19 protein-coding genes are annotated in these 23,794 nt (G+C 59.7%); 6 read left to right on the top strand and 13 right to left on the bottom strand.

Features of this window, described 5'->3' with window-relative positions; genetic code table 11:
- Positions 1-4 precede the first annotated feature (4 nt).
- Positions 5-367 carry a copper-binding protein gene (locus I6L44_RS02745; RefSeq protein WP_216953225.1) on the top strand — a complete coding sequence of 121 codons (363 nt, stop codon included), beginning with the start codon at positions 5-7 and terminating at the stop codon, positions 365-367.
- Positions 368-443: 76 nt separating this feature from the next.
- Here the strand turns inward: I6L44_RS02745 and I6L44_RS02740 are convergent, their stop codons facing one another.
- The 7 genes from I6L44_RS02740 to I6L44_RS02710 all read right to left on the bottom strand — a co-directional run bounded on the left by I6L44_RS02740 (position 444) and on the right by I6L44_RS02710 (position 8,541).
- The gene (locus I6L44_RS02740; protein ID WP_216953224.1) at positions 444-1,232 is read right to left on the bottom strand and encodes a hypothetical protein; all 789 of its coding nucleotides are present in this window, start codon (positions 1,230-1,232) and stop codon (positions 444-446) included.
- A 284-nt stretch (positions 1,233-1,516) separates the two neighbouring features.
- Complete coding sequence (locus I6L44_RS02735; RefSeq protein WP_216954332.1) at positions 1,517-2,434, bottom strand: iron-siderophore ABC transporter substrate-binding protein; 918 nt, start codon at positions 2,432-2,434, stop codon at positions 1,517-1,519.
- Between the two features lie 83 nt (positions 2,435-2,517).
- On the bottom strand, positions 2,518-3,321 hold the full coding sequence (locus I6L44_RS02730) for an ABC transporter ATP-binding protein (RefSeq protein WP_216953223.1): 804 nt from the start codon (positions 3,319-3,321) through the stop codon (positions 2,518-2,520).
- Positions 3,321-4,358: an iron chelate uptake ABC transporter family permease subunit gene (locus I6L44_RS02725; protein WP_216953222.1), complete on the bottom strand. Its 1,038-nt coding sequence runs from the start codon at positions 4,356-4,358 to the stop codon at positions 3,321-3,323. Before I6L44_RS02725 ends, I6L44_RS02730 begins: the two co-directional genes overlap by 1 nt.
- Before the next feature lie 7 nt (positions 4,359-4,365).
- Positions 4,366-5,382 (bottom strand): iron ABC transporter permease, encoded by a 1,017-nt coding sequence (locus I6L44_RS02720; RefSeq protein ID WP_019446608.1) that lies wholly within the window; start codon positions 5,380-5,382, stop codon positions 4,366-4,368.
- Positions 5,383-5,491: 109 nt separating this feature from the next.
- On the bottom strand, positions 5,492-7,459 hold the full coding sequence (locus tag I6L44_RS02715; RefSeq protein ID WP_216954330.1) for a TonB-dependent receptor: 1,968 nt from the start codon (positions 7,457-7,459) through the stop codon (positions 5,492-5,494).
- Between the two features lie 278 nt (positions 7,460-7,737).
- Positions 7,738-8,541, bottom strand: coding sequence for a siderophore-interacting protein (locus I6L44_RS02710; protein ID WP_069526731.1), 804 nt, complete (start codon positions 8,539-8,541; stop codon positions 7,738-7,740).
- 312 nt (positions 8,542-8,853) lie between these two features.
- On the opposite strand from I6L44_RS02710, the gene I6L44_RS02705 reads away from it, so the two are divergent.
- Positions 8,854-10,371: an HD domain-containing phosphohydrolase gene (locus tag I6L44_RS02705; protein WP_216954328.1), complete on the top strand. Its 1,518-nt coding sequence runs from the start codon at positions 8,854-8,856 to the stop codon at positions 10,369-10,371.
- Between the two features lie 100 nt (positions 10,372-10,471).
- Here I6L44_RS02705 and I6L44_RS02700 read toward each other — a convergent pair whose 3' ends face one another.
- Both I6L44_RS02700 and dnaQ read right to left on the bottom strand, forming a co-directional pair.
- Positions 10,472-11,734 carry a TIGR03503 family protein gene (locus I6L44_RS02700; RefSeq protein ID WP_216953221.1) on the bottom strand — a complete coding sequence of 421 codons (1,263 nt, stop codon included), beginning with the start codon at positions 11,732-11,734 and terminating at the stop codon, positions 10,472-10,474.
- Positions 11,731-12,465 carry a DNA polymerase III subunit epsilon gene (gene dnaQ, locus I6L44_RS02695; protein ID WP_058055867.1) on the bottom strand — a complete coding sequence of 245 codons (735 nt, stop codon included), beginning with the start codon at positions 12,463-12,465 and terminating at the stop codon, positions 11,731-11,733. The genes I6L44_RS02700 and dnaQ overlap by 4 nt, the downstream gene beginning before the upstream one ends.
- A gap of 79 nt (positions 12,466-12,544) precedes the next feature.
- Here dnaQ and rnhA point away from each other — a divergent pair, with 79 nt between their 5' ends.
- Positions 12,545-13,009: a ribonuclease HI gene (gene rnhA / locus I6L44_RS02690; RefSeq protein WP_005353268.1), complete on the top strand. Its 465-nt coding sequence runs from the start codon at positions 12,545-12,547 to the stop codon at positions 13,007-13,009.
- Here rnhA and I6L44_RS02685 read toward each other — a convergent pair.
- The gene (locus I6L44_RS02685) at positions 12,997-13,719 is read right to left on the bottom strand and encodes a methyltransferase domain-containing protein (protein ID WP_005361718.1); all 723 of its coding nucleotides are present in this window, start codon (positions 13,717-13,719) and stop codon (positions 12,997-12,999) included. The two genes, rnhA and I6L44_RS02685, sit on opposite strands and share 13 nt — an antisense overlap.
- Before the next feature lie 72 nt (positions 13,720-13,791).
- On the opposite strand from I6L44_RS02685, the gene gloB reads away from it, so the two are divergent.
- Positions 13,792-14,556, top strand: coding sequence for a hydroxyacylglutathione hydrolase (gene gloB / locus I6L44_RS02680; RefSeq protein WP_216953220.1), 765 nt, complete (start codon positions 13,792-13,794; stop codon positions 14,554-14,556).
- Between the two features lie 70 nt (positions 14,557-14,626).
- Positions 14,627-16,180: a LysM peptidoglycan-binding domain-containing protein gene (locus tag I6L44_RS02675; RefSeq protein WP_216953219.1), complete on the top strand. Its 1,554-nt coding sequence runs from the start codon at positions 14,627-14,629 to the stop codon at positions 16,178-16,180.
- Between the two features lie 160 nt (positions 16,181-16,340).
- Here I6L44_RS02675 and astE read toward each other — a convergent pair whose 3' ends face one another.
- Entirely contained in the window at positions 16,341-17,366 is a 1,026-nt protein-coding gene (astE, locus tag I6L44_RS02670; protein WP_216953218.1) for a succinylglutamate desuccinylase, read from the bottom strand.
- 294 nt (positions 17,367-17,660) lie between these two features.
- Positions 17,661-17,870 (bottom strand): DUF1127 domain-containing protein, encoded by a 210-nt coding sequence (locus I6L44_RS02665; protein WP_158112369.1) that lies wholly within the window; start codon positions 17,868-17,870, stop codon positions 17,661-17,663.
- A 525-nt stretch (positions 17,871-18,395) separates the two neighbouring features.
- Here I6L44_RS02665 and I6L44_RS02660 point away from each other — a divergent pair.
- Entirely contained in the window at positions 18,396-19,289 is an 894-nt protein-coding gene (locus I6L44_RS02660; RefSeq protein WP_216953217.1) for a DNA replication terminus site-binding protein, read from the top strand.
- Positions 19,290-19,429: 140 nt separating this feature from the next.
- On the opposite strand, the gene I6L44_RS02655 is transcribed toward I6L44_RS02660, so the two are convergent.
- Positions 19,430-23,305, bottom strand: a complete 3,876-nt coding sequence (locus I6L44_RS02655) for a DEAD/DEAH box helicase (protein WP_216953216.1) — start codon at positions 23,303-23,305, stop codon at positions 19,430-19,432.
- Between the last annotated feature and the right edge of the window lie 489 nt (positions 23,306-23,794).

The raw sequence follows: 23,794 nt of genomic DNA, 5'->3' as shown, positions 1-23,794 counted from the left end.
CACCATGAACTACAAGACGCTGACCCTGACCCTGCTGCTTGGCCTTGCCACCCACACCAACCTGCAAGCCGAAGAGATGATGAACCATGCCGGCCACGACATGGGCCAGATGAGCCAGATGGAAGGCATGAACGAGATGGGCGAGATGGCGATGACCCAGGGGGTCATCAGCCGCATCGACGCGGCCAACGGCAAGGTCGGTATCAAGCACGAGGCGATCGACAACCTCAAGATGCCGGCGATGACCATGGTCTTTCGGGTGGCCGATCCGGCCCTGCTCAAGGATCTGAAGGTGGGGGATGCGGTGCGCTTTCACGCCGAGAACCCGGACGGCAAGCTAACCGTAACCACTATCCAGAAACAGTAATCAGAGTCATTTCAAAAAAAAACGGCGGGATCATCCCGCCGTTTTCTGTTATTGCACCATCCGCCGAGCGGCCTCCTCAGCCGTTCGGATAGGCTTGGGCTATGTTGGCCTGCGCCACCCCCATCAACTGAACCGAGATATCCTGCAGCACATAGAGGTCGCGGCGACGGGTCCAGGGTTGATCGGATTGCTCGTCGTACCAGACGGGCAGTTCGATCCCCTCCGGGGCATGGCTCGCCACCTTGCGGGCACGGCAGGTGATGATGCAGCGCTTGACGTGGTCGCGGTGACCGATAACGGCCGCCGTGCCAAGGGCGGCGGCATCTCCGCCGGCATAATCCCTGACGATGGCCTCCACCACGCCGTCCGTGCTGAGGTAGACCAGCTTGCCTTCATTATCCCAGTAAGGCTCGATGGAGATGACATCCCGGGCTGGAATGTCCGAATAGCGGGCCGAGTCGAGGAAGCGGGCAATCTCCCATTGCACGTACATGGGCACCGGCTTTTGCCGATAGAGGGCCGCACAGCAGGCAGCCAGAGCCTCGTTCATGGGGCCGGGCTCGGCCAGTTCATCCGGGTTGCCCGAGGCGTTGGGGCGGTTGCCGAAGGCAAAGGCGATGACGCAGTGGGCCTGGTCGATGGCGACCCGGGACGGGGTCATGTTGAAGCAGGCCTCCTCGATGAAGGGGGCCAGCTGGCGGGCCGTCTGCTCGTCGTGCAGCTCGGCGCTCAGCCGGTCGGTCAGGGTGGTGCGAAAATCCGCCGCACTCCCCTGGCTGTCATTGCTGCTGTTGCAGCCGGTGAGGGTGGCGACCAGGGGGGTACTCAACAGCCCCAGGGTGACTCTACGTCGACTCTCGTTCATTTAGATTCCTCTTTGGTAGCAAGCACTTAACGGGAACAAGCAGCAATTAACCCTTGACCCAATAAACGCTCATACCATACGGAAAAACGGGGGCGACAAAAGCCATACCGCGAGGCTCGTACCCAGAACGTGCAGCAATTCACACATTAATCAATAAACGAAAGCACTCTTTTGCGAATGAGCCAATAAAAGAAATTAACATCCACATTAATGAACCACTGATAGATAGATACTCTATCTGTGGTTCATTCGCACAGATTTCATCCCTCAGATAACGCGCTCGTTCAGCTGCGGGTTGCCAGCAACTGCTCCACATCTGCAATTACCTGTAATGCCGCCTGCGGGCCGCCGCTGGAGGTCCAGAGCGACCCGTCCACGGCACCAAAGCGCTTGGCCTTGATCACCGGCAACTGCTGGAACGCCGGGGTCTGCTCCGCCTGACGCATGGCATCGACAGCATCACCGGTAGCGCTCAGGGTACCGATCACCAGCCAGTCGGCATCCAGCAAATTGAGGGACTCAAGACTCAGCGCCGGTGAGTGGGGTGCGCCACTACCCTGCTGCTTGCTTGGGCGTACCAGCCCCATCGACTCCACTACGCTGCTGGCAAAGGTGCCCTGATACATAAAGCTCGGCCCCTTGGGATTCCAGCGCACTATGCTGATGCTCTCCCCCTGATGGTTGGCCAGCTTGCTGCGGGCCTGAGTCAGCCGCTCGGCATACTGCAGCAAGAAAGTATCCCCTTGCTGGTCGCGGTTGAGGGTGTGGGCGGTGCGGCGGAAGCTATCCTGCCAAGGCTCACCCCACTTGCTGGTCACCACGGTCGGCGCGATCTCCCCCAGCAAGGTCAGCAACTCGGGACGGGTCTGGCCGGTCAGGATAAGGTCGGGCTCCAGCGCAATCAGCGACTCCAGATTGGGGCTGTCGAGATCGCCGATCACCTGGATACCCATATCCGCCTTGTTCAGCAAGTAGCGGGGCAAGGTAGGCTGACCACGGCCATTGACGGCGCCGATGGGGGTCAGCCCCAGAGTCAGGGTGCTGTCGAGTTCGAGCTCGCTCAGCACCACCACCCGCATTGGCTGGGCTGGCACCTGCACCTTCTGGCCAAACGCATCAGTCACTTCACGCATCTCCTGCGCCTGAACCAGCGGCGCGGCCAGCATCAGGATGGCTGCTGCCAGGGCGGCAAAACGCTTCATCATCTCACTCCTTCTCGTTGCACGGCCCGGATAATCGGCCGCGTGAATACACTCGGTGGGCCCACGGAGCAGGCCCATATGACTCAACTCGCCGAACGCAGGGTGCGGCCATGTTCGTGGCGACGGGGCACGATAATGGGCGCCCCGTCGCCGGGGGCATGCAGAATGTCGACACTGGTCTGGTAGAGCCGGTCGATTAGATCCTTGGTCACCACCTCCCGGGCCGGGCCCATAACGGCAATGGTCCCCTCGCCGATGGCGATCAACTCGTCACAGTAGCGGGCCGCCATCGCCAGATCGTGGATCACCAGCAGCACGGTTTTGCCCTCGGCGGTGATGCGATGGATCGCCTCCATCACCTCGGTCTGGTGACCGATATCGAGGGCGCTGGTGGGCTCGTCGAGCAGCACCATGTCGCTGTCCTGCGCCAGGATCATCGCAAGCCAGGCCCGCTGCGCCTGCCCGCCGGAGAGGGACGCTGCGCTCTGCTGCCAGATGCTTTCAAGCTGCATCCGCTCGCAGGCAATACGCACCATGCGGGCATCCTCCTCACCCCACTGATTGAACCAGCCCTGATGAGGGTGGCGGCCATACTGCACCAACTGCTCCACCAGAATGCCGGCAGGCAGGGTCGGCCGCTGGGGCAGGTAGGCGAGCTCCCGCGCCAGCCCCTTCATGGGGTAGCTGGCGAGCGGCTTGCCCTTGAGCAGGATCTCGCCGCTTTGGGCTTTCATCTGGCCGGATAGCAGCTTGAGCAGTGTCGATTTGCCGCAGCCGTTTGGGCCGACGATCCCCACCAGCTTGCCTCTCGGCACGCTGAAAGAGATGTCCCGCAAAATGGGGGTCTGCTGATAGGCGAAATGGAGGCGATTTACGGTGAGCGTCATCAGTCAGCCCTCTGGCGATCGTTAACAAGAAGAAAAAGCAGCAACAGGCCGCCGAGAATGCGGGTCATGATGCCGGTCGCCACCTCGTGAGGGCTGGCCAGCACCCGGACCAAGGTATCGCTGGCAAGCAGCAGCAGGGCGCCGCTAAGCGCCGCCAGCCAGAGCGGCACCACCCGGTCTTTCACCAGCCAGGAGGCAAGAATGGGGGCCGCCATGGCGATAAAGACCACGGGGCCGCCGATGGCGGTGCCGAGCGCCGCCACCAGAATGGCCTGGGCCAGAATGCCCAGTTGTACCCGATCGCCGTTGACGCCAAGCCCTCTGGCCATCTCGGGACCAAAGCGCAGCACCGCCAGCGAGCGGGAGAGATAAACGATCCACGGGCAGAGCACCAGCAACAGGATGGCGATAGGGGTGATGGTGCTGTAACCCACGGCGATAAAGCTGCCCATATTCCACAGATAGAGAGAGCTCAGGTGCAGCAGGGCCTGGGTGGACATCACAAACTGGCCGAGCGCCTCGAACAGCTCGGAGAGGCCGATGCCGATCACCACGAACAGATAGCCCTGCTCACCCGGTTTGCGGCAGAGAGCATAGAGCACCAGCGCCGCGAAGATGGCGCCAATGGGTGCCGCCCACCAGGGCCAGCTGCCCACGGTCAGATAGAGGGAGAAGATGATGATGGCCAGAGAGGCCCCATTGTTGACTCCCACCATGTCGGGTGTGGCCAGCCGGTTGCGCACCAGTGTTTGCACCAGACAGCCGGAGAGCCCCATGGCGGCCCCCGCCACCACCACCCCAAGGATGCGCGGCAGCCGGATCTTGAACAGGGTGAGCTGCTCAAGCCGCGTCCCCTCCCCCAGCAGGGTGTTGACCACCCCGGCAAAGCCGAGCTTACCGCCGCCAACGCTCAGGGCCAGCAGAGCAAGCGCCAGCAGCGCCACGGCCAGCAGCGCCAACCAGCGCCAGCTCGGCAGATGGATCAGCAAAGAGCGGTTGCCGGCTCGCAGGCAGAGCATATCGGTAGGTGTGCGCATCAGCCCCTCACTTGACGGTCAGCAGGGTACGAAAGCCCCCGCGATGAACAATGGCGATCAGCACAGGTGCACCGATCAGGGCCAGAATGACCCCGTTGGGCAGCTCGAACGGCTGGATCAGCCAGCGCGCCAGAATGTCGGCCAACAGTAGAAACAGCATGCCGAACAGGGCGGAGAAACAGACCTGCACCGACAGCTTCACCGGCTCCACCAATCGGCCACAGTAGGCGGCCAGAAAGCCGACAAAGCCGATAGGGCCGGCGATGGCGATGGCACTGGCGGTAAACAGGGTGGCGGCCAGCAGCACGCCAATTCGCACCCGGTTTGGGCGGATCCCCAGCGCCTGGGCCTGACTGTCCCCCATCTGCATCAGGGTCAGCTGGCGACAAAGCAGCAAGGTGATGACAAACGCCGCCAGCACGAAGGGCAGTACGGCAATGATGGCATCGAGATTGGCCGCCGACAGGGAGCCGAGGTTCCAGAAGCGGTACTGCTCCAGCACCATCTTGTTGGAGAGCAGCAGAAAGCTGGAGAGACCGCCGAAGGTGGCGGAGAGCGCCACCCCTACCAGAATCAGCTTGAGGGGGTTGGAGCGGCCAATCATCATGCCGAGCCCCAGCACAATCACGTTGCCGAGCAGCGCACCGAGTCCGGCCCAGAGCAGATAGCCGTAGGCGGACTCCACCCCAAACCAGGTGAGCCCCACCACCAGCGCAAAGACGGCCCCGGCGTTGACCCCGAGCAGGCCGGGCTCCGCCAGTGGGTTGCGGGTCGCGCTCTGCAACAAGGAGGCAGCCAGAGATAAAGAGGCGCCGACCACCATGGCGCAGAGGGTGCGCGGCAGTCGCAAGGTATTGAGCACCATGGCGAGCTTCTCGTCTCCAGCCCAGCGGGCATCCCCCATCAGGTAGCCGAGTACCTCGCGAGCACCATAGACACCCGCACCGGTGGCGAGCGAAAGAGAAAGCAGTACGAACAGGAGGAACAATCCCAGCCAGAACAGCGAGGTCTGGTCTCTAAACACCCTTTAACTCCTTATGATTGCAATGCCATCTTGTTGACACAAAAGCCGTCATCCGAGGTGATACCGTGGCAACAACGGAAGCCCGCCAGGGCGGGCTCCCGCTCAGCCATTACAGCTTGTAGGCCACACCGGCATAGACAGTGCGCCCGTCGAGGATCTGATCGGCCTCGGTGGCAACCCAGTCACGCTTGGTATTGGTCAGGTTGTTGAGCCCGAACTTCAGATCCAGTGCCCGAGTGGCGTTCCAGACTGCCCCGATATCCAGGGTGTGGAATCCGGCGGTGGTCTCATAGGTGGTGCCGCTCATGCGCGGAACCGGAAGGATCTGGCTGCCGGTGTAGTTCCAGCCGAGCTGGGTACTCAGGCTCTCGATGACCTGCCACTCCAGCTTGGCGTTGACGGTATGCTCCGGCGTCCGATAGAGATCCTTGCCGCTGGTCTTGTCCTCCCCGTCGATCAGGGTGACGTTGCTGGAGAGGGTCAGGGCATCGGTGATATCAAACCAGCCGCTCAGCTCCACCCCCTTGATGCGGGCCTTGCTGACGTTCTGATAGGTCATCACCGCCGGACGCCAGGTGGAGGTCCATGCCTCGCTCTGGATCTTGTCCTTGATATCGTTGTGGAAGACGGTAACCCCGGCGCCCCAGAACGAACCATCATAGGCGGTGCCCAGCTCGTAGCTGACGGCGGTTTCCGGCTTCAGATCCGGGTTGCCCACCACGGCGCAGCGACCGCGACAGGCGGCTACGGCATAATCCGGGTTGGACTGGGCAATGGTCGGCGCCTTGAATGCCTTGCCAATGCCGCCCTTGACCACCCAGTTGTCAGTCAGGCTGTAGAGGGCATAACCGCGGGGGCTGAACTCGGTGCCATAGGTCTCGTGGTGATCGACTCGGCCACTCAGGGTCAACGCCAGATCGCCAAAGCCAAACTCATCCTGCAGATAGAGCGCGCTCTGGTTGACGCTGACATCGCCCCCCTTGAGGTTGACATTATGCTTGAGTTCGGTGATGCGGTACTCGGCACCGCTGGTCAGCAGGTGGCTGCCCAGATTGCCGCTCAGCTGGCCATCAAAGGTGTGGTTGGTCTGGCTCACATCGCCGCTGGTCTTGCTCAGCGCCGTCATCAGTTCGGAGTCATCAAAGAGATCAACCTGCTCGAAGGCATAGCCGACCCGGCTGTCGAACTGATCCCAACGGCCGACATGGGTGGCATTGAGCCCCAGTCGCTCCATCTGCTGGATATTGCGCGGCGTCTGGCCGTAGTTGTTCCAGTGGGCCTCCCGATCGTCTTTGGCGTAGTTCATCCCCACATCCAGATCCTGACGATCGTCGATCAGCCATTTGACGTTGGAGAGGATCCCCAGCTTTTCACGCTGCTCGATGGCATCGGCCTTGGGGTTGATGCTCTGCTCGCTCTGCCAGGCGTCCCGGTGGTTCCCTTCTACCACCAGGTTGGCCAGCAGCTTGTTGTCGATCAGTGCCCCGCCCACATAGGCACTCGCCTTGTTGATATCCCCGCCGTGACCGTCGGTGGGGTCGCTGAAGGTATAGGTGGCCGCCGCTTCGGTCTTCTCCCCGGGTTGGCGCAAGATGACATTGACCACCCCACCCAGCGCATCTGCGCCGTAGAGGGAGGAGATGGGGCCACGGATCACTTCGATACGCTCGATGGCCGCCATGGGGATGGCGGAGAGATCGAAATCATTGCCATAACCGGAGGTAAGAGCATCGCGGGAGCTGATACGCCGCCCATTGACCAGCAACAGGGTGTAATCCCCCTCCAGCCCGCGCAACTTGATCTCGCTGCGGCCGTAGCTGGTAGCAGGGCTGATATTGACCCCCGGCAACTGTTTCAGAGCGCCGGTCAGATCATTGACATTGAGCTTGTCGAGCTCGGCCCGAGTCACCACAGAGACGCTGGCCGGGGCGGTCAGCTCGCTGTGCCGGGTTTTACTCGCCGTCACCACCATAGTTTCATGAACGGTGACAGGCGCAGTCCCTTGGGCCAGAACTGGCAGGGCAAAAAGGGACAACACCAGCGGATGCACTGCAAATCGTCGGGATGATGTACGCATCATCAACACTCCACATAAAACAACCAAGGCCAACACCACCGACATCCCTGTCTGACCTCGCCAGACCCGGTGCAAAGTGATGGAGTTCATTGGCATGAACAGTCGTCCATGCCCCATCACCCCGAACATCAGTGCATTACGGCAGGCCCTGCGTTGTGCTATGCCACTCGCAGCCATCAATAACAAAAGCGCCGTACCGACTGACATCGGGACGGCGCAATACTAAATGCAAATCATTTTTATTTGCAAGAGTGAATCAGGTATTCTTTCGCATCCGCTTAATTATCCATCACATCGTGGCGAGTCTGGTGATAGGCCTCTTCACTCTTGCCCCGGCGCCAGTACGGCACGGCGTAGAGCGACTGGCGATCCACCTCGAGCACAGACCGAAAATGGCGGCGCAGCGGCAGCACCAGCGCCTCTTCCCCACCCAGCCAGAAGAAGCCACCATCGCGCACCAGCGGCAGAGCAATCACATGCTCCAGCAGGCCGCTGGACTCGGGCTCGCCGACAAACCAGTGACAGCGCACCCCGACCGGCAGCGTCAACGGCTGAGCATCGGCCTGATCCGGCACCAGAATCGCAATTTCCCCTCTGGCATCGGCAGGCATCACCTCGCACATCGCCATGATGGCGGGCAAGGCGGTGAGATCCCCTACCAGACAGTAGTGATCGGCCGGTTGCAGCATAGGGTTGGGACCACCCGGCCCGGAGAGGATTACCTTCTCTCCCGGCTTGGCATGGGTAGCAAAGGCGCTGGCGGGCCCGCCGTCACCGTGCAGCACGAAGTCGATATCAATTTCCTGCTCATCACGGCGAAACGCGCGGATGGTGTAGGTGCGGATCACCGGCTTGTCAGCCGGGTCACTCCAGCGCGGGCCGCTCGGGGTCATTGCAGGCAGCACCGGCTCTACCTGATGGGGCTGGGCCAGCATCACCTTGATATGGGCCCCACCGCAGGTGAAGGGATAGTCAGCCAGTTCGCTGCCACCAAAGGTGATACGACGCAAATGGGGGGTGATCTGGGTAATGGCTTTGACAGTCAGCAGGCGGGGACGATTGGGAGGCAGAGATGGGGACACAATGAGGCTCCTCGTTGAGTGTGTTGCCTATGCTACACACAAATGGGAATCACTATCAAATGCGATTATTTCTCGTCTATCCGGCTCAAACATCACTAATCACTACCATCAGCCCCCGAACAGAGAAACGGGCTTATGCACGCTAGTCCCATGATTGGACGAAGAAAGCAGCCGGACAACAACACTGTCACGCAGGGTTCCATTTGCCTATTTCGACCATAGTTTTTCGAGATCAAATTTTATTTCTCAATAAGTTTCCTATCCTTAGTGAAGCAGTTAATGTAAGCACAGGATGCCAAACAGGATTGTATGATGGATGACCAGATCCTGATTATTGATGATGACGAGCTCTCCCTCCCCGACGCGCAACAAGCAGGCTGGAGGGTGATGATTGTTGACGATGAACCGGAAGTGCATCGCATCACCAAGATCACTTTAAACAAATTCGAGTTTGACAATCGTCCCATCGAGTTTCTGCATGCCTATTCGGCAGCAGAGGCAAAAAAATTGCTGGCCACCACCCCGGATGTTGCACTGCTGCTGCTGGACGTGGTGATGGAGGTCGATCACGCCGGTCTTGATGTCGTCAAATATGTCCGTGAAGAGCTGCAAAACAAGATGGTACGAATCGTGCTGCGTACCGGCCAACCCGGCCAAGCGCCGGAAGATGACGTGGTGACCAACTACGACATCAACGACTACAAGGATAAAACCGAGCTCACCTCCCAGAAGCTGCGCACCCTGCTGCGTGCCAGCCTGCGCTCCTATCGGGATATCCGCACCCTGGAAAGCAACCGGCAAGGGCTGGAAAAAGTCATTGAAGCCTCCAAGGGGATCTTTGAGAAACGGGCGCTGCGTCAGTTTGTCGAAGGCGCCCAAGAGCAGCTGAGCGCCCTGCTCCATCTGGGAGAGACCCAGATTTACGATGTAAAACAATATGCCTACGAAGTGAAGGATCAACTGCTGGAGCCCCTGCTGCCAGGTCATCCCCCGGTGCGGTTGACAGAGGCACCCGAGATACTGCGTCAGGCCATGACCCGGGGCTGCAATATCTACAACACCAACCAGATGGTGCTCTACTGCCAAAACCCGCGCCACCACCTGTTGTTTCATATCGAGACCACTCGCCAGCTCAGTCAGATCGATACCAGCCTGCTGACCCTGTTTACCGAAAACATCATAGTGGCACTGGAAAATATCCGGCTCAACGAGGTGATCGCCGACAACCAGCGGGAGATCATCTATCGCATCGGCGAACTGGTCGAAACTCGCTCCAAGGAGTCAGGGTTACACGTCAAACGGGTCGCGCTCTACACCGAGCTTTTCTGCCATCTGCTGGGGATGAGCGAAGAGCAGAGCGAGCTGGTTAAACGGGCCTCACCACTGCACGACATTGGCAAGGTGGGTATTCCCGATGCCATTTTGCACAAACCGGGCAAGCTGACCCCGGAAGAGTGGGAGATCATGAAAACTCATGCCCAACTCGGTCAGGATATGCTCTCCGGCAGCGATCTGGCGTTGTTCCAGATTGGCGCCACCATAGCAGGCAATCACCATGAGAAGTGGAATGGCAGCGGTTATCCCCGCGGTTTGAAGGGGGCCGATATCCCACTGGAAGGACGGATCGTGGCACTGGCCGATGTGTTCGATGCCTTGGGTTCGGATCGCTGCTACAAGAAAGCGTGGCCGCTGGACAAGGTGCTGGCCCTGATTGAAGAGGAGAAGGGGCAGCATTTCGACCCCCAGCTGGTCGAGCTGATGATGGCCAATCTGGACAAGTTCCTCGAAATCCGCGAGCAGAACAAGGATGTCTATATTGGCGATCACTGATTGCTGCCAATCCCTTATCCTAAGGGTTCGAGCTAAAAAACCGCCCTGCTTATCGAGGGCGGTTTCTTCTCTCTGGTGTATCGTTTTTCCCGAGTCTGGGCTACTGCTCTGGCAAATTGAGATCCAGCTTGGCTGCCGGTTGGCCGTTTTGTTGATTTTCAGCCTGAGCTGCTGCTAGCGCACGTTTAAAAGCACGCCGTTTTTGCATCACCACAAAACCTGCGCCTCCCAGCAACACCAGTAGTACCCCACCCCCAACCAGAACCCAAAGTAGCCACCCCATTCCCTCTTCAGGCTGCTCTTCGGTAGACTCGGCGCTGGAGGCCTGAGCGGCTGCTGATGCCACCTCTGCGGGAGGCGGAGGGGGCGGAAAGATATTGAAGGTTTTCACTGGCAACTCGATCTTCAGCTCGCGCCCGAGGCGAGTGGTGCCATAAAGGGTCGCTTTCACCTCATGCTGACCGACCTCCTTGATGGCAGAGAGATCGATATCAAGCTTGGGCTCACTGGCGGTCTCGCTAAACTCGTAGAGGCCACCCACATTGCTGGTGACACTCCCCTTGATCGCGACAGAGGCCGGATCCAGTTCATCACGATCGATCAGCAGCGACAATTTGGCGCCCAGCTCTTCCGAAGGGGGTGTCAGGTTATAGCTGAACGGATAAGGATAGAGCAGCACATCCTGATAGCGGGCTCGGACAAACACCTGATTACCTGTGCTGAACATGGCGCGGTATTTGCCGGCGGGAATATCCTGTAGTGTCACTTCCGCCGTCATGATGCCGTCACCCGGCACTTCGTCCAGCCCCTTGCCATCATCGCGATAGTGGCCAAGTACTTGATCCAGCACGACCTCTTTCTTATCGGCATCGCTGAACGATTGCAGCTTGACGGTCATGCCAAGATCAGAGAGATAGTATTTATCTTTCGGCGGCTGACCATTGATCAGCAACCACGCCTTGAGCTTGACCACCTCCCCCTGATAGAGCTGCATTGGCAGGGCGGCGATATCGAGCCGGATATCGGAGAGAATGCGCACCCGGTTGTCGGGATCCACCTCGCCAATCGCCTGCCAGGGGCCCGGCATGGGATTGCGCAGGGTAATGAGATCATGCTCCGGCAGCGCCAGCCAACCCACATCTGCGGGTTTGACCTTGCCCACGTAAAGCTTGCTGCCATCGGGGCGAACCAGGATCACGGACGGGGTGCCCGGCTTGCGCTTGATGATGAAGGTGATCTCCTTCACGCCGTAATCGATGCGAAAGCGGTTATCCAGCAGCGGAATATCGGAAGGGGCAAATACCTCGGTCGCCATCGCCCCCAGCGAGAGCAACAACAGCAGACCGGCACACCACTTGCTCATTGCCGCCACAGACAACTTCCTCCCTTTTTCTGTACCAGATCCAGTCTCGCCTCGTGCAGGGCCTGAACCTCGGCACTGGCACGCACCACCTTGAGGGCGGGTCGGTTGCTCTCCAACCGGCGAATGCTGGTGTCCTGATTGCTTTCGTTTTCGTTGCTCTCGGTAGCCAGATTGAGTTTGGTCTGGCCGCCGGTCATCAGCAGGTAGACGTCCGCCAGGATCTCCGCATCGAGCAGAGCCCCGTGCAGGGTACGGTGGGAGTTGTCGATACCGTAACGATCGCACAGCACATCCAGGTTGTTGCGCTTGCCGGGGAAGAGATCCCGCGCCATCGCCAGGGTATCTGTGATGGTGCAGATATCCGCCGTCTTGAAGTTGAGTCCGAGCTTGCTGAACTCGTAGTCCATGAAGCTCACGTCAAACGGCGCGTTGTGAGCGATCAGTTCGGCGCCGCGGATGAAGTCGAGGAATTCATCGGCAATCTGGCTGAACGACGGTTTGTCACGCAGAAACTCGTCGGTGATACCGTGTACCTGGATCGCTTCCGGGTCAACCAGACGATCAGGCTTGATATAGACGTGATAGTGGTTACCGGTCAGCTTGCGGTTGATCACCTCCACACAGCCGATTTCGATAATGCGGTGCCCCAGATAGACAGGGCCGCCCGCCGTATTCATACCTGTGGTTTCAGTATCCAGAATGATCTGGCGATTCAGTTGGGGTGTGTTCATGATCCAATCTATGTCAAACTTCGGCTTTACTTACTCGCTAGTTTACCCCAAGCCTCATGTTAAAACAGATTGATTGCTCATGTTAAAACAGATTGATGTCTATACCGACGGCTCCTGCCTCGGCAATCCGGGCCCGGGTGGTTACGGGGCCGTGATGGTCTACGGCAAGCACCGCAAAGAGATTTCCGCCGGATTCAAGTTGACCACTAATAACCGGATGGAGCTGATGGCCGCCATCATGGGGCTGCGCACCCTCAACGAACCGTGCAAGGTGCGCCTCACCACCGACAGCCAGTATGTCCGCCAGGGGATCACCCAGTGGATCATCGGCTGGAAGAAGAAAGGGTGGATGACAGCCAACCGGCAACCGGTCAAAAACGTCGATCTCTGGAAGGAGCTGGATGCAGAAGTGGGTCGCCACCAGATTGAGTGGCTCTGGGTGAAGGGTCACTCCGGCCACCCGGAGAACGAACGGTGTGACGAGCTGGCCAGAGAGGCCGCCTGCGGCAAGGATCTGGCCGAGGATACCGGCTACCAGCCCTGACGGGCCATTCCCGGTGTGGCGAGGGACTTTGGCAGTTGCCAGCGCCGCCGCACCGGGATCAGTGGAAAGCGCCGTTTACGGGCCGCAATCACGTATACCGATGCAAATGCCCTGCAATAATCCCGCCCGATACTCTCTCGCCACCAACTGTGCCAACTCTGTTTTCCCATAAACGAATAACCAAAGCGCTCGTCGAACATCACCTCGCATCCCAATAGATGCAACCAGTCCGTCACCCGCCCAGGGGTGAACATCCGTGCCGACCAGGGCATTCTGCGCCGCAAGAACGGCACACAGTGACCGATCCCGACCAGACTCATGGGGTTATAGCCACTGATGATCAGCCAGCCATCGTCGGTCAACACTCTTTCGGCTTCGCGCAACACTTGGTGGGGATCGGCGGAGAAATCAAGGCAGTGGGCCAGCAGGCAGGCATCGACGCTGCCGGTCCGTACCGGTAGATCGAGGGGGTCGCCATACATGTCGAGCAGCCGCCCACCGGGGGCAACCCCGATCTGGTGGCGAATGGAGGAGCGTTTGCAGGAGAGTTCAGCGCTCAGAGCGCCAATTTTCAGCAGATGATACCCAAACAGATTGGGACACCAGTTGTCGAGCCGATCCTGGATCTCGGCCGCCACCCAGTCCCCCATAGGCAATGCAGACCAGCTGGTCGGGATCTCGATTTGTTGTTCGGTACGTGCCACCTGCATAATAGGGCTCAACTCGGGGTTTCGAACGCCATCCTGTTATATAAGATACCCTCCCTAAAGAGAAGCAGACTCATGTATCCAGTGATCACAGTTCCAGCCTTTAATGACAACTACATCTGGTTGATCCGCCACGAAAATCACTGTCTGGTGGTCGATCCGGGCGATGCCGCACCCGTGCTGGAGCGGCTCGAGGCATTGGGGCTGGTGCTCGATGCCATCCTGCTGACCCATCACCATCACGACCATGTCGGGGGCGTCACCGACCTGCTTGCCCACTTCCCCCACGCCCGGCTCTATGGCCCCAAACTTGACCCCATGCCGGATCACCACGGTCAGTGGCTGGAAGATGGCGATCAGATCAACTGGCACGGCCTCGCCCTCGAGGTGATCCATGTGCCCGGGCACACTCGCGGCCACATCGCCTACCACGGCAACGGCATGCTCTTTTGTGGCGATACCCTCTTCTCGGCCGGTTGTGGCCGCCTGTTTGAAGGGACGCCGGAACAGATGTACCACTCGTTACAGCGCCTTGCCGCCCTGCCCGACGAGACCCTGATCTACTGCGCCCATGAGTACACACTCTCCAACCTGCGCTTTGCCTATGCAGTTGAACCGGACAATCCGGCGATCCGTGATCAGATCGGACTGATCAGCAAACTGCGGCAACAAGGGCTGCCAAGCCTGCCCACCCGGCTGGAGGATGAACGCAAGTTTAATGTTTTTCTGCGCTGCGAGCTCGATTCGGTAAAATTTTCTGCTGAAAAGAAGGGGCTAAAATGCGTGGAAAATCCGGTAGATACCTTCACCATCTTGCGTCAGTGGAAGGACGTTTTTTGAACAAACCTTGATCAGGGGGCCATTGCCCCTTATGATGCGGGCTGTTTTTCCCAAAAATGACCGGAACGAGATGAAGGTACGAACGGCCTTATTGGCAGCGCTGTTGCTCAGCGGCTGCCAAAACCTGAGCCATCAGGATGACCGGGCGCTAACGGCAATCGAGCCGATCAAGTCCCCCCAGGTCAAGAAAAAAGCGCATAAAAAACACTCTTCCCATTTCCTGTTTGGCGATGAACAACTGGATGAAATGGAAGAGACGGACAATCTGTGGGTGCGTATCAGCGATGATATGCAACTGGAAACTCCGGACAACCCGCGCATCCGCCAGCAACGTGAGTGGCTGTTGCGCAATGATAAGCATCTGGCGACCATTGCCAGCCGGGCTGAACCCTACCTCTATCTGATGGTAGAGGAGATTGAACGGCGTGAGCTGCCAATGGAGCTTATTACTGTCCCGATGATCGAGAGCATGTTTGATCCTCATGCCCGATCCCGCAGCAATGCCGTCGGACTCTGGCAGTTTGTGCCAGCGACAGGCAGAAACTTCGGTCTGCGCCACGACAACTGGTATGATGGACGGCGCGATGTGCTGGCCTCCACCAATGCGGCGCTCGACTATCTGGAATACCTGAACCGCTTCTTTGACGGTGACTGGCTGCAAACGCTGGCCGCCTACAATGCCGGTGAAGGCCGGGTGCGCAACGCCATCCAGCGTAATCAGCGCGCAGGCAAGCCGACCGACTACTGGTCGCTCGATCTGCCGCGCGAAACCCGGATGTATGTGCCCAAGATCCTCGCCATGGCTGACATGATCAGCAATGCGGACAAGTACAATATCCAGTTGCCGGTGCTCGCCAACGAGCCGAAGCTGCGTGTGGTTGAGACTGGCAGCCAGATCGATCTGAATGTGGCCGCCCAACTGGCAGGTCTGCGCACGTCACAGCTCAAGGAGGTCAATCCAGCCCTGAGCCGTGGCGTGATGTCGCCCCGTGGCCCTTACCGCCTGCTGGTACCGGTGGAGTATGCCGATACCCTGGAGCTGGCACTAGCTGATCTGCCCAAGAGCGAGCGTATTCGTACCCGCTCCTATCAGGTCACCAGTGGCGATACTCTGTCGCGCATCGCCCAGAATCACGGCGTCAGCGTGAGCGAGCTGAAACTGGCCAACAATCTGCGCAGCAACAACCTGCGTCGCGGTCAACAACTGGTGATCCCGACCCATGGTCAGGTCAGCAGCAAGGCCAGCTCCGCCAGCAAACCGCAGCAGCTGGCAAGCCGTGGCAGCAGCCAGAAGGCCAAGGTCAGTTACAAGGTGCGCTCGGGTGACAACCTGTGGAGCATCAGCCAGGCGCACGGTGTCTCCCACGAAGAGCTCGCCAAGTGGAATGGGCTGAATGCCAAGTCGGCGCTCAAGCCAGGCATGAAGCTGGTGGTCTATCCCAAGCAAGGGAAGAAGAGCGACAAATCGATGGTGTATCAGGTTCGTCGTGGCGACTCCATCTCCTCCATCGCGGCTCGCTTCCAGGTGGCCATCAACGATGTGATGCGCTGGAACCAGCTGGATAAAGGGGATTACCTCAAGCCCGGTCAGGAGCTGACTCTGTTTGTGAAGAACAACACCTAAGCCTCACCGCTTGAACCCGATAAAAAACGGGGCTAGTCATCTGACTGGCCCCGTTTTTTATTACTGCGGCTAACCGCTGCTGTGTCTGAGCCGCCGACTAAAACAATGGCTTGGCGCCACCTGCGGATGCATCACCGCTCTGCAGGCAAAACTATCACCGCTATTCCCAGAGCCTTGTCGGCACCACCATCAGCACGGTGCGCTGACCGATCGCCACGTTGGCATTGGGGAAGACCACCGCCTCACGCGGCTTCTCGACCGTGTAGCGCAGCTCACCATCCTCGGCCAACACGAACCCTTGCGGAAATTCGGTGAAGTTGTCCACATCGCTGGCGAATAGAAAGCGAAACTGCTCCGATTTTTTGGTGATCACCCGATCGATGGCAAACAGGGTGAAATCGTCCGCCCGCCACGGCTCCAGTGCCACTTCATCCTGAGTGACCAGCTCCTGCAGTGCCTGCCGGGTTTCGATAAAGCGGGTCATATCGTTCTCACCAAATGGCCGTACCTTGCCCAGCTCCACCGTAAAGGCATGGGCCCCATGCTGGCGGGAGCTGTAGTAGCTGAAGGTCGTGGTCGGGCTGGCGGAGAGCAGAATGGTGCGCACCCCGCAGGCGCCGAGGAACTGCACCTGCTCGCGGCAGTGGGGCCGCTCGTGGGGAAAGGGGTAGACGGCGAACTTCTCGTGGCGCGAACCGCGAATGGCGGTGTGCAGATCGTAGTGGTAACGGGGACGAGCCGGATCGGCAAAGAAGCGGCTAACATACTGCTCGAGGCGCATGGCGCGGATCCGCTCCCGATTGCAGAGCCCCTCCCCCTTGCTGTGGGCGCCAGAGAAGAGCCGGTTCATGTTCTCCTCCACTTCTCGCAGCCCCAGATTCATCGCCGCCGGATTGCCAAATAGGAACAGCACCCGATGGCGGGCGCTCAGCTCGCCTGAGAGCAGACGGCTCAGCAGCTGGTTGCAGATCTCGATGGGGGCAGTCTCGTTGCCGTGGATACCGCAGGAGAGGACGATATCCTTGCGTTCTCCCGGCTGGCCGCCCGCTCCGCTGGCAGGCTCCAGACAGATGACACCGGTATCCCAGACGCTGACTTGCGTGCCATCCGGCAGCGCAAAATCAAAGGGATCGAGCTGCCACTCGTGGCTGCGGGTCATGGCCAAAAAATCGTGCTGGGGAATCATCCGTCTCACCCTCTTGCGCTGGAATACTATGGCCGGATTATACGCAAGGCATCGTGGCTTAAAATAATTTTTTAAACAAATTCAAACATTAACGATACAAGTGTGATAACAATCGAACGATGACAGCAATGACAGTAGCGATGTGGAATAAAGAGGAGAGGAAAAAGGATCAACAAATAACAGGGGGAAAACGGGGGGAGATAAAACAGACAATAACAGACCTGGCAGTTGGTCCCCACAGGGGCAGAACAGCAAACGACTCAGCAGAAAAACAAGGCATCCATGCCCGGTAGATCAACCACGCCAGAACGGCTTGGTGGTCTCTTGATAACGGTCAGCTTCGTTCAGGCCGATGTCTTTGAGCAGGTACTCGGGCAGCTCGGAGAGCTGGCGACGGCTGCGGCTGCGTTCCAGCCAGGTCAGAACGGTCATTTTAACGCGAGCAACCAGATTCAATTGGCTGGAATGCTGGTAACCGGTTTCGGTATAAGCCATGTTGGCCATGATGTGGCTCCTCTGAATATTTGTTTACGCACTGGGCTTTATTTGATGCGCAAAGCTTAGTCAGGGAGCAGGGCCGACTCAATTGACGAATTTTGATACGTTACATTAGTAAATCTAATGTCTAAAAACGGCAGGATTTAATTTTAACGCTTTGATTTTAAACAAATAATTATTTTAACAGTTGGCCAGCAGAGTCGCACAGCATATTGTGCTGCATGGCACCCATCTATATATGCATTTTACTGCTTTACATATGCAGGGATGGACAAGGTGTGAACAGCTGGCAACAGCGGAGCTACACGTAATTGTTAATTTAATGATCTTGCGGTGATCTTTGTTTAACACCCTGAAACATAAATAAAACCATTACCACATCCCCATTCAGAGGCGCACATTGCCCCCTCCTCAAAGTGCCTCTTGGCACTCCAACCGCATGCTGGTATGTTTATTTATACAGTAGTTTTGCTACCCGCAGCAATGTCATACCTGATGTCGTCAACAGCGGGTCAGACCACAGGATCATCGATGGATACCTTTACCCCGACCGCCGCCCTGCGTCAACAGATGGCCGCCATTGAAGCCTCTCTGGATCAGCTGGCCACCCTGCTCGGCCAGCTCGAGCTGCAGGAGGCCCATGTATATCCCCTCCCTCCGGTTGCGCAGGGGGAAGAGCACGACCCGATCGAGCAAATTGAGGTGGGTTACCTCAACGGTGAAGCCGCGCTGGCGGCCACCCTCGCCGCTTATCGGGACCACAGCGCCCGCCCCGGCTGCTCCACCAAGGCAACTCATCGGCTGCCCGGCTGGTTGCGCTTTCCTGCCGCCGCCGCTCCACTGATCCAGCCTCTGGTTGAGAAGATCAATCAGCGCAAGCTCGATTTCAAAGCGCTGGTGCAGCAGGCGGGGGGACGGGACGAGAAGTTCGAGCTGGTACATACCGCCCTGCCCGGAGTGATCACCTTGCAGGTCTACCGCAAACTGACCCTGTTGGCAGGGGAGCTGCAATCCCTTGGCTTTACCTGGGCTGACAAGCAGACCATCAATCGCCTAAGTCGCGAGCAGGTGCTTGAGATGCTGGAGCGCAGCCGCCGCTATATACCGGCCCTCTCCAACAACGAGGAGTGGAGCAAGATGGTGGATCAGGAGGTGTACGACATTCGCCGTCTGCCCGCCGATGCCGAGCTGCGGATCCGCCGCCCGGTCAAGACCCACCCGATGATCAACCTGCTCTGGCTGGAGCGCACCCCGCGCAAGCAGCAGATCAAGGCGAGCCTGCCTCTGCTGCTCTGCTCCGATACCCCGCCCGCGGTCACCCATCTGGGCAACTATCCCCCCAAGAGCCGGCAGGCGCGGCGAGATCGCAAGATTGGCGGTGAGCCCATCATCGAGCGGCTGCACCTCTATCTCTATCAGGGGTGACTGGATCAGGGATAGCTGCGCCGCCTTGCCGCGGTAAACGACGAATCCCGCATCTGCATCCCAAATAAGAAAAGGGAGAACATCTCTGGATGTTCTCCCTTTTCTGTATCGATAGACGGTATGTAAGGCGGCGTCGCCAATCAGCCCATCAGCAGGGCCCGCAGGCTCTCCACATCCAGCCCGCGCACCTCGGACTGGCCGCTCAGCAACCCATCGGCCAGCGCCCGCTTCTCGTCGTGCAGAGCGACAATCTTCTCCTCCACCGTCTGCTCGCACACCAGCCGGTAAACGGTCACCGGCTGGGTCTGCCCCATCCGGTGCGCCCGATCGCTCGCCTGATCTTCCACCGCCGGGTTCCACCAGGGATCGAGGTGCAGCACGGTATCGGCCTGGGTGAGGTTGAGGCCGGTCCCCCCCGCCTTGAGGCTGATGAGGAATAGCGGCACCTCCTCGTGGCGAAAACGCAGGATGGAGTCCTGACGGGACTTGGCGGAGCAGCCGCCATCCAGATAGCAGTAATCCCAGGATTTCTGCTCGATGCGGGCCCGCAGCAGACTCAGCAGATCGACGAACTGGCTGAACACCAGCACCCGATGACCGCCGTCGATCGCCTCTTCCAGCAGGGCCATCGCCTCGTCCAACTTGCTGCTGGTTTGCGACCACTCTGGCATCACCAGCTCCGGCGAGCAGCAGAGGCGGCGCAGCCGGGTCAGGCCACTCAGCACATGCATCAGGGCGCGGCCATCGGCGCTTTGCACCTGCTGCACCACTTCCCGCCGAGTCGCCTCGTAGAGCTGGCGCTCTTCGGGGGAGAGGCTGATGTGGTGAATGATCTCGGTCTTGTCCGGCAGCTCGGTCAGCACCTGCTGCTTGAGACGACGCAGGATAAAGGGGCTGATCACCGCCCGCAGCAGCGCCATGTGCTGGGGATCCTTGACCGCCTTGCCAAAGCGACGCTTGAACTCGCCAAGGCTGCCGAGCAGCCCCGGGTTGATAAAGGTGAAGAGGCTCCACAACTCCCCCAGATGGTTCTCGATGGGAGTGCCGGAGAGGGCGAGGCGAAAATCGCCGTCGAGCTGGAACAGCAGCTTGGCGCGCTGGGTACCGGCGTTTTTGATCTGCTGCGCCTCATCGAGCACCATGCTGGACCATCGGCGGGACTTGAGCGCCTCCGCCAGGCTGCCAAGCATGCCGTAGTTGATGAGGATCACCTGACCGGCCTTGGCCTCGCGAATGATCCCCTCCCGCTCGGCCGGGTTCTCGAACACCACCACATCAAGCTCGGGGGCGAAACGGGCCACCTCCTCCTGCCAGTTGGTGACCACTGACTTTGGCACCACCACCAGCGCCGGGCCAAGGTGTTGGCGCATCCGCAGCACGATAAGCGCCTGCAGCGTCTTGCCCAGACCCATGTCATCGGCCAGACAGGCACCAAAACCGTGATGGGCCAGGGTCGCCATCCAGCGCACCCCCTCTTTCTGATAGTCCCGCAGGGAGGTAAGCAGCTCGTCCGGGCAATCGACCTCCTGCTGCCACTCCTGCTGAAGGGATTGCCACGCTGCATCCCCTTCGGTAGTAATGACCGAGAGCAGACGAGTGAGCGGATAGGCCAGCTTGTTGTTGATGCGCTGCTCTTCATCGAGCATGGCCCCCAGCATGGTGAGCCGCTCCACCAGCTTGTCGCTCAGCATCAGGCTGGTCTTCTCGTCGAGCTGAACGGTGCGCTGCCCCGGGGTCATCTGGCGCAGAATAAGGCGCAGATCGAGGATCTGGTGCTCATCAAGCGCCAGTGCCCCTTCGACCTGGAACCAGTCCTGCCGCCGCTCGATGCGCAGGCTCAGAGCCGCTTCATCAAGGCTCTTGAGGCGAGCGCTGTCCTGATGCCAGTGAATGACCACACCGGCATCCACCAGCTCGGGCAGGGCATTGACCAGCGCCAGCGCCTGTTCCCCCTGCAGCAGCCACTCGCTGCCGGGCAGGCCGATGGGCAATTGATTGCGCAGCAACTGGGCCTGCAGCTTCTCGGCCGCGAGATCCCGCTGCCAGTAGTGGTACGCCTTGATCCCCTGCCGCACGATCGCCTCCCCCTTGCCAAGGGGCTGGGGCGGCAGATCCTCAAAGCGGGTCACCAGCTTGACCGACAGCTGACCATCCTGCCAATCCAGTTGCACCGAAGGAATGCCCGGCCAGGGAGCCAGTTCGGCGTTGCCGCTAAGCCCCGCAACCTGACTGTGCCAGGGCAGCTCGGGAATGGCGTCCAGGGTGCGTTGAAGCTCGGCCAGCCCCTCGGCGGGCAGCAGCGGGATGGATTCGAGCGCTGGCAAGCGGTCGAGCAGCGGCTGCGGGGTGAGGATCAGCTGCCATAGATCTTGCGCCAGCGGCATGATATGGGCCCCGCGGGCGGCCGCATCGGGGCAGAGCTGCGCGCTCATCCCCTGTTCGGTAGCCACCACCTGCAGCAGGGGGGCGCTGATGGCCAGTTGCAGCTTTTGCCCCTTGGCGTTGAACAAACGGGGGTGATCGGCCAGCGGCGCCCAGACATCCCGCAGCAGTCGTCCCATCACCCGTGGCAGGGTGCGAACCAGTGCCCAGTCATGCTCGTCGAGCATGGCGGCATACTGGGTAGAGAGCAGAGCCGGATCGACCCGGCGACCGGCGGTCCACTCCCCCTTGGTGCTCAGCTTCTGGATCTTGCACTCCAGCTCGGGACCATCGGCATGGAGCAGCCACACCAACCGCTCCTGCGGCTTGCGTACGCCACTGGAGCGTCCCAGCCCCTGCAACCAGTTGAGCCAGCTGGCAGAGGCCGCGGTTTTATCCTCGTCCCCGTCATCATCCTGCTCGTCACTGCCCTCTTGCGTACTCTCCTCACTGCCGCGCAGTTGGCACAAGGGCGCCCCTTTGGCCGCCTCGCCCAACAAGATGCGCAGCAGATCCTGACAAAATGCCATCAGGCGATGATGGGGTTCGGCATCGAGCAGATGGGAGAGATCCCACTTGTGCAACATGGCCACCTGCGGGCTCTGGGCTCCGTGACGTGCCAGCGCGCAGAGATCGAGCCAGAGATAGCCCCAGTGGAGCTCCTCCACCGGCAGCTGCAGGGTATCGAACAGGCCGACCGCCTGGCCGTGTCGATCGCCCGCCCACTGGCTGAGCAAGTCGGCAAGCAGGGGGAACTGGCCAGTCAGACTGCGCTGCCACTTCTTGCGCTGTTCGCTGGCGATGACGGGATCGGCCTGCTGCAACCAGCCAAGCCAGAGCAGGGCGCTGAATGAACGGGGCCACTGGCCCGCCTCACCCTCATCGGTTGCCTGCCACTGGCCCAGCGCGGTGAGCAGTCGCTCGCCAAACGGGCCGCTCTGGCGCTGCTGGGCCAGCGCCTGCAGGGCTGGCCAGCCGGGGGCGGCATCCTTGTCCTCGCCGGTTGGCGATGTGCTCTCGCCATCCCCGCAGAGCCAGCGCCACTCCGCCTCGAACGCTTTGGCCCGGGCCTGTACCTCGGGGGCGCAGCGCACCAGCGCATTGGCCAACGGCCAGCGCTCTTCATAGGGGGCATCAAGCAAGAGTTGCAGCGAGAAGTGCTCCAGCAACATTTGCTGCCAGGCGGGGCTGGAGCCCGCCAGCAACTGGTGAGCGTCCGGGGTATCGAGCAGGGTCAGCAGATCGCTGGCCGAGAAATAGGTGGGGATCTCCCCCGCCTTGCCGCGGCAGAGCTCGCGCACCACCGCATGGGTGAGATCCTGCCCGGTCAATGAGGGCACCCGGCTCCAGTCCGGCGCCGGGCAGAGACCGGCACGCACCCCCAGGATCAGCGCCAGCGTCCCCTCGGCGGTCAGGCTCCACTGCTGCTCCCCGCGCAATCTGACCAGCCCCGCATCCTGCAATCGGGTCAGTTTATCGATCAGGGCATGGCCTATCGCCAGTTGTTCTTGCAGCAAACGGGTACTGGCAACGCGCTGCAATTGCAGGGTGGCGAGCAGGGCATAACTATCCGAAGAGAGGGTGGACGCAGACATCAAGACTCACGGGCAAGTGCAAAAGCGGAATTTTAACGGTAAAGCGCCAGCGGCTCGACCCTTTACCGTGAAATAACTCAAAAAAAAACGGCCATCCATGATGACCGTCGAAAGTAACGAAGGAAATAGCCGGATCATCCGGTTACCTCCCACAGCGGGAAAATCGGGAGCGCTAGCCCCTAATTCGTGGAGCCAATGCTAGAGGTTGGCGCCCGAAAAAGCTTTGAAGCGGATCACAGTTGAAAAGGATTTCTGAAAACGGTTTCAATTTTTGACGACCTAAAGAGATGATCTTGCACCAAATGAACCATTTCCAACCCGGCCTTCCTCGTCGCGGCATGGATCCCATATACCCATTTCCATTCAGGGCTCGAGGGGGCTGTTGGCCCTGACCGCCGGAATGCGCGGGGCATTATCGGCGATTGGCAGCTGAACGACTCCCCCCTTGTCCGAAGCATTGGCAGACTGATCTGGCCAGCACGCTCGGTA

Source organism: Aeromonas sp. FDAARGOS 1414, assembly GCF_019047065.1.
Lineage (GTDB): Bacteria > Pseudomonadota > Gammaproteobacteria > Enterobacterales > Aeromonadaceae > Aeromonas > Aeromonas veronii_A.
Note: the sequence above shows the minus strand (reverse complement) of the source record. Positions and strands in the feature narration are given on the sequence as shown.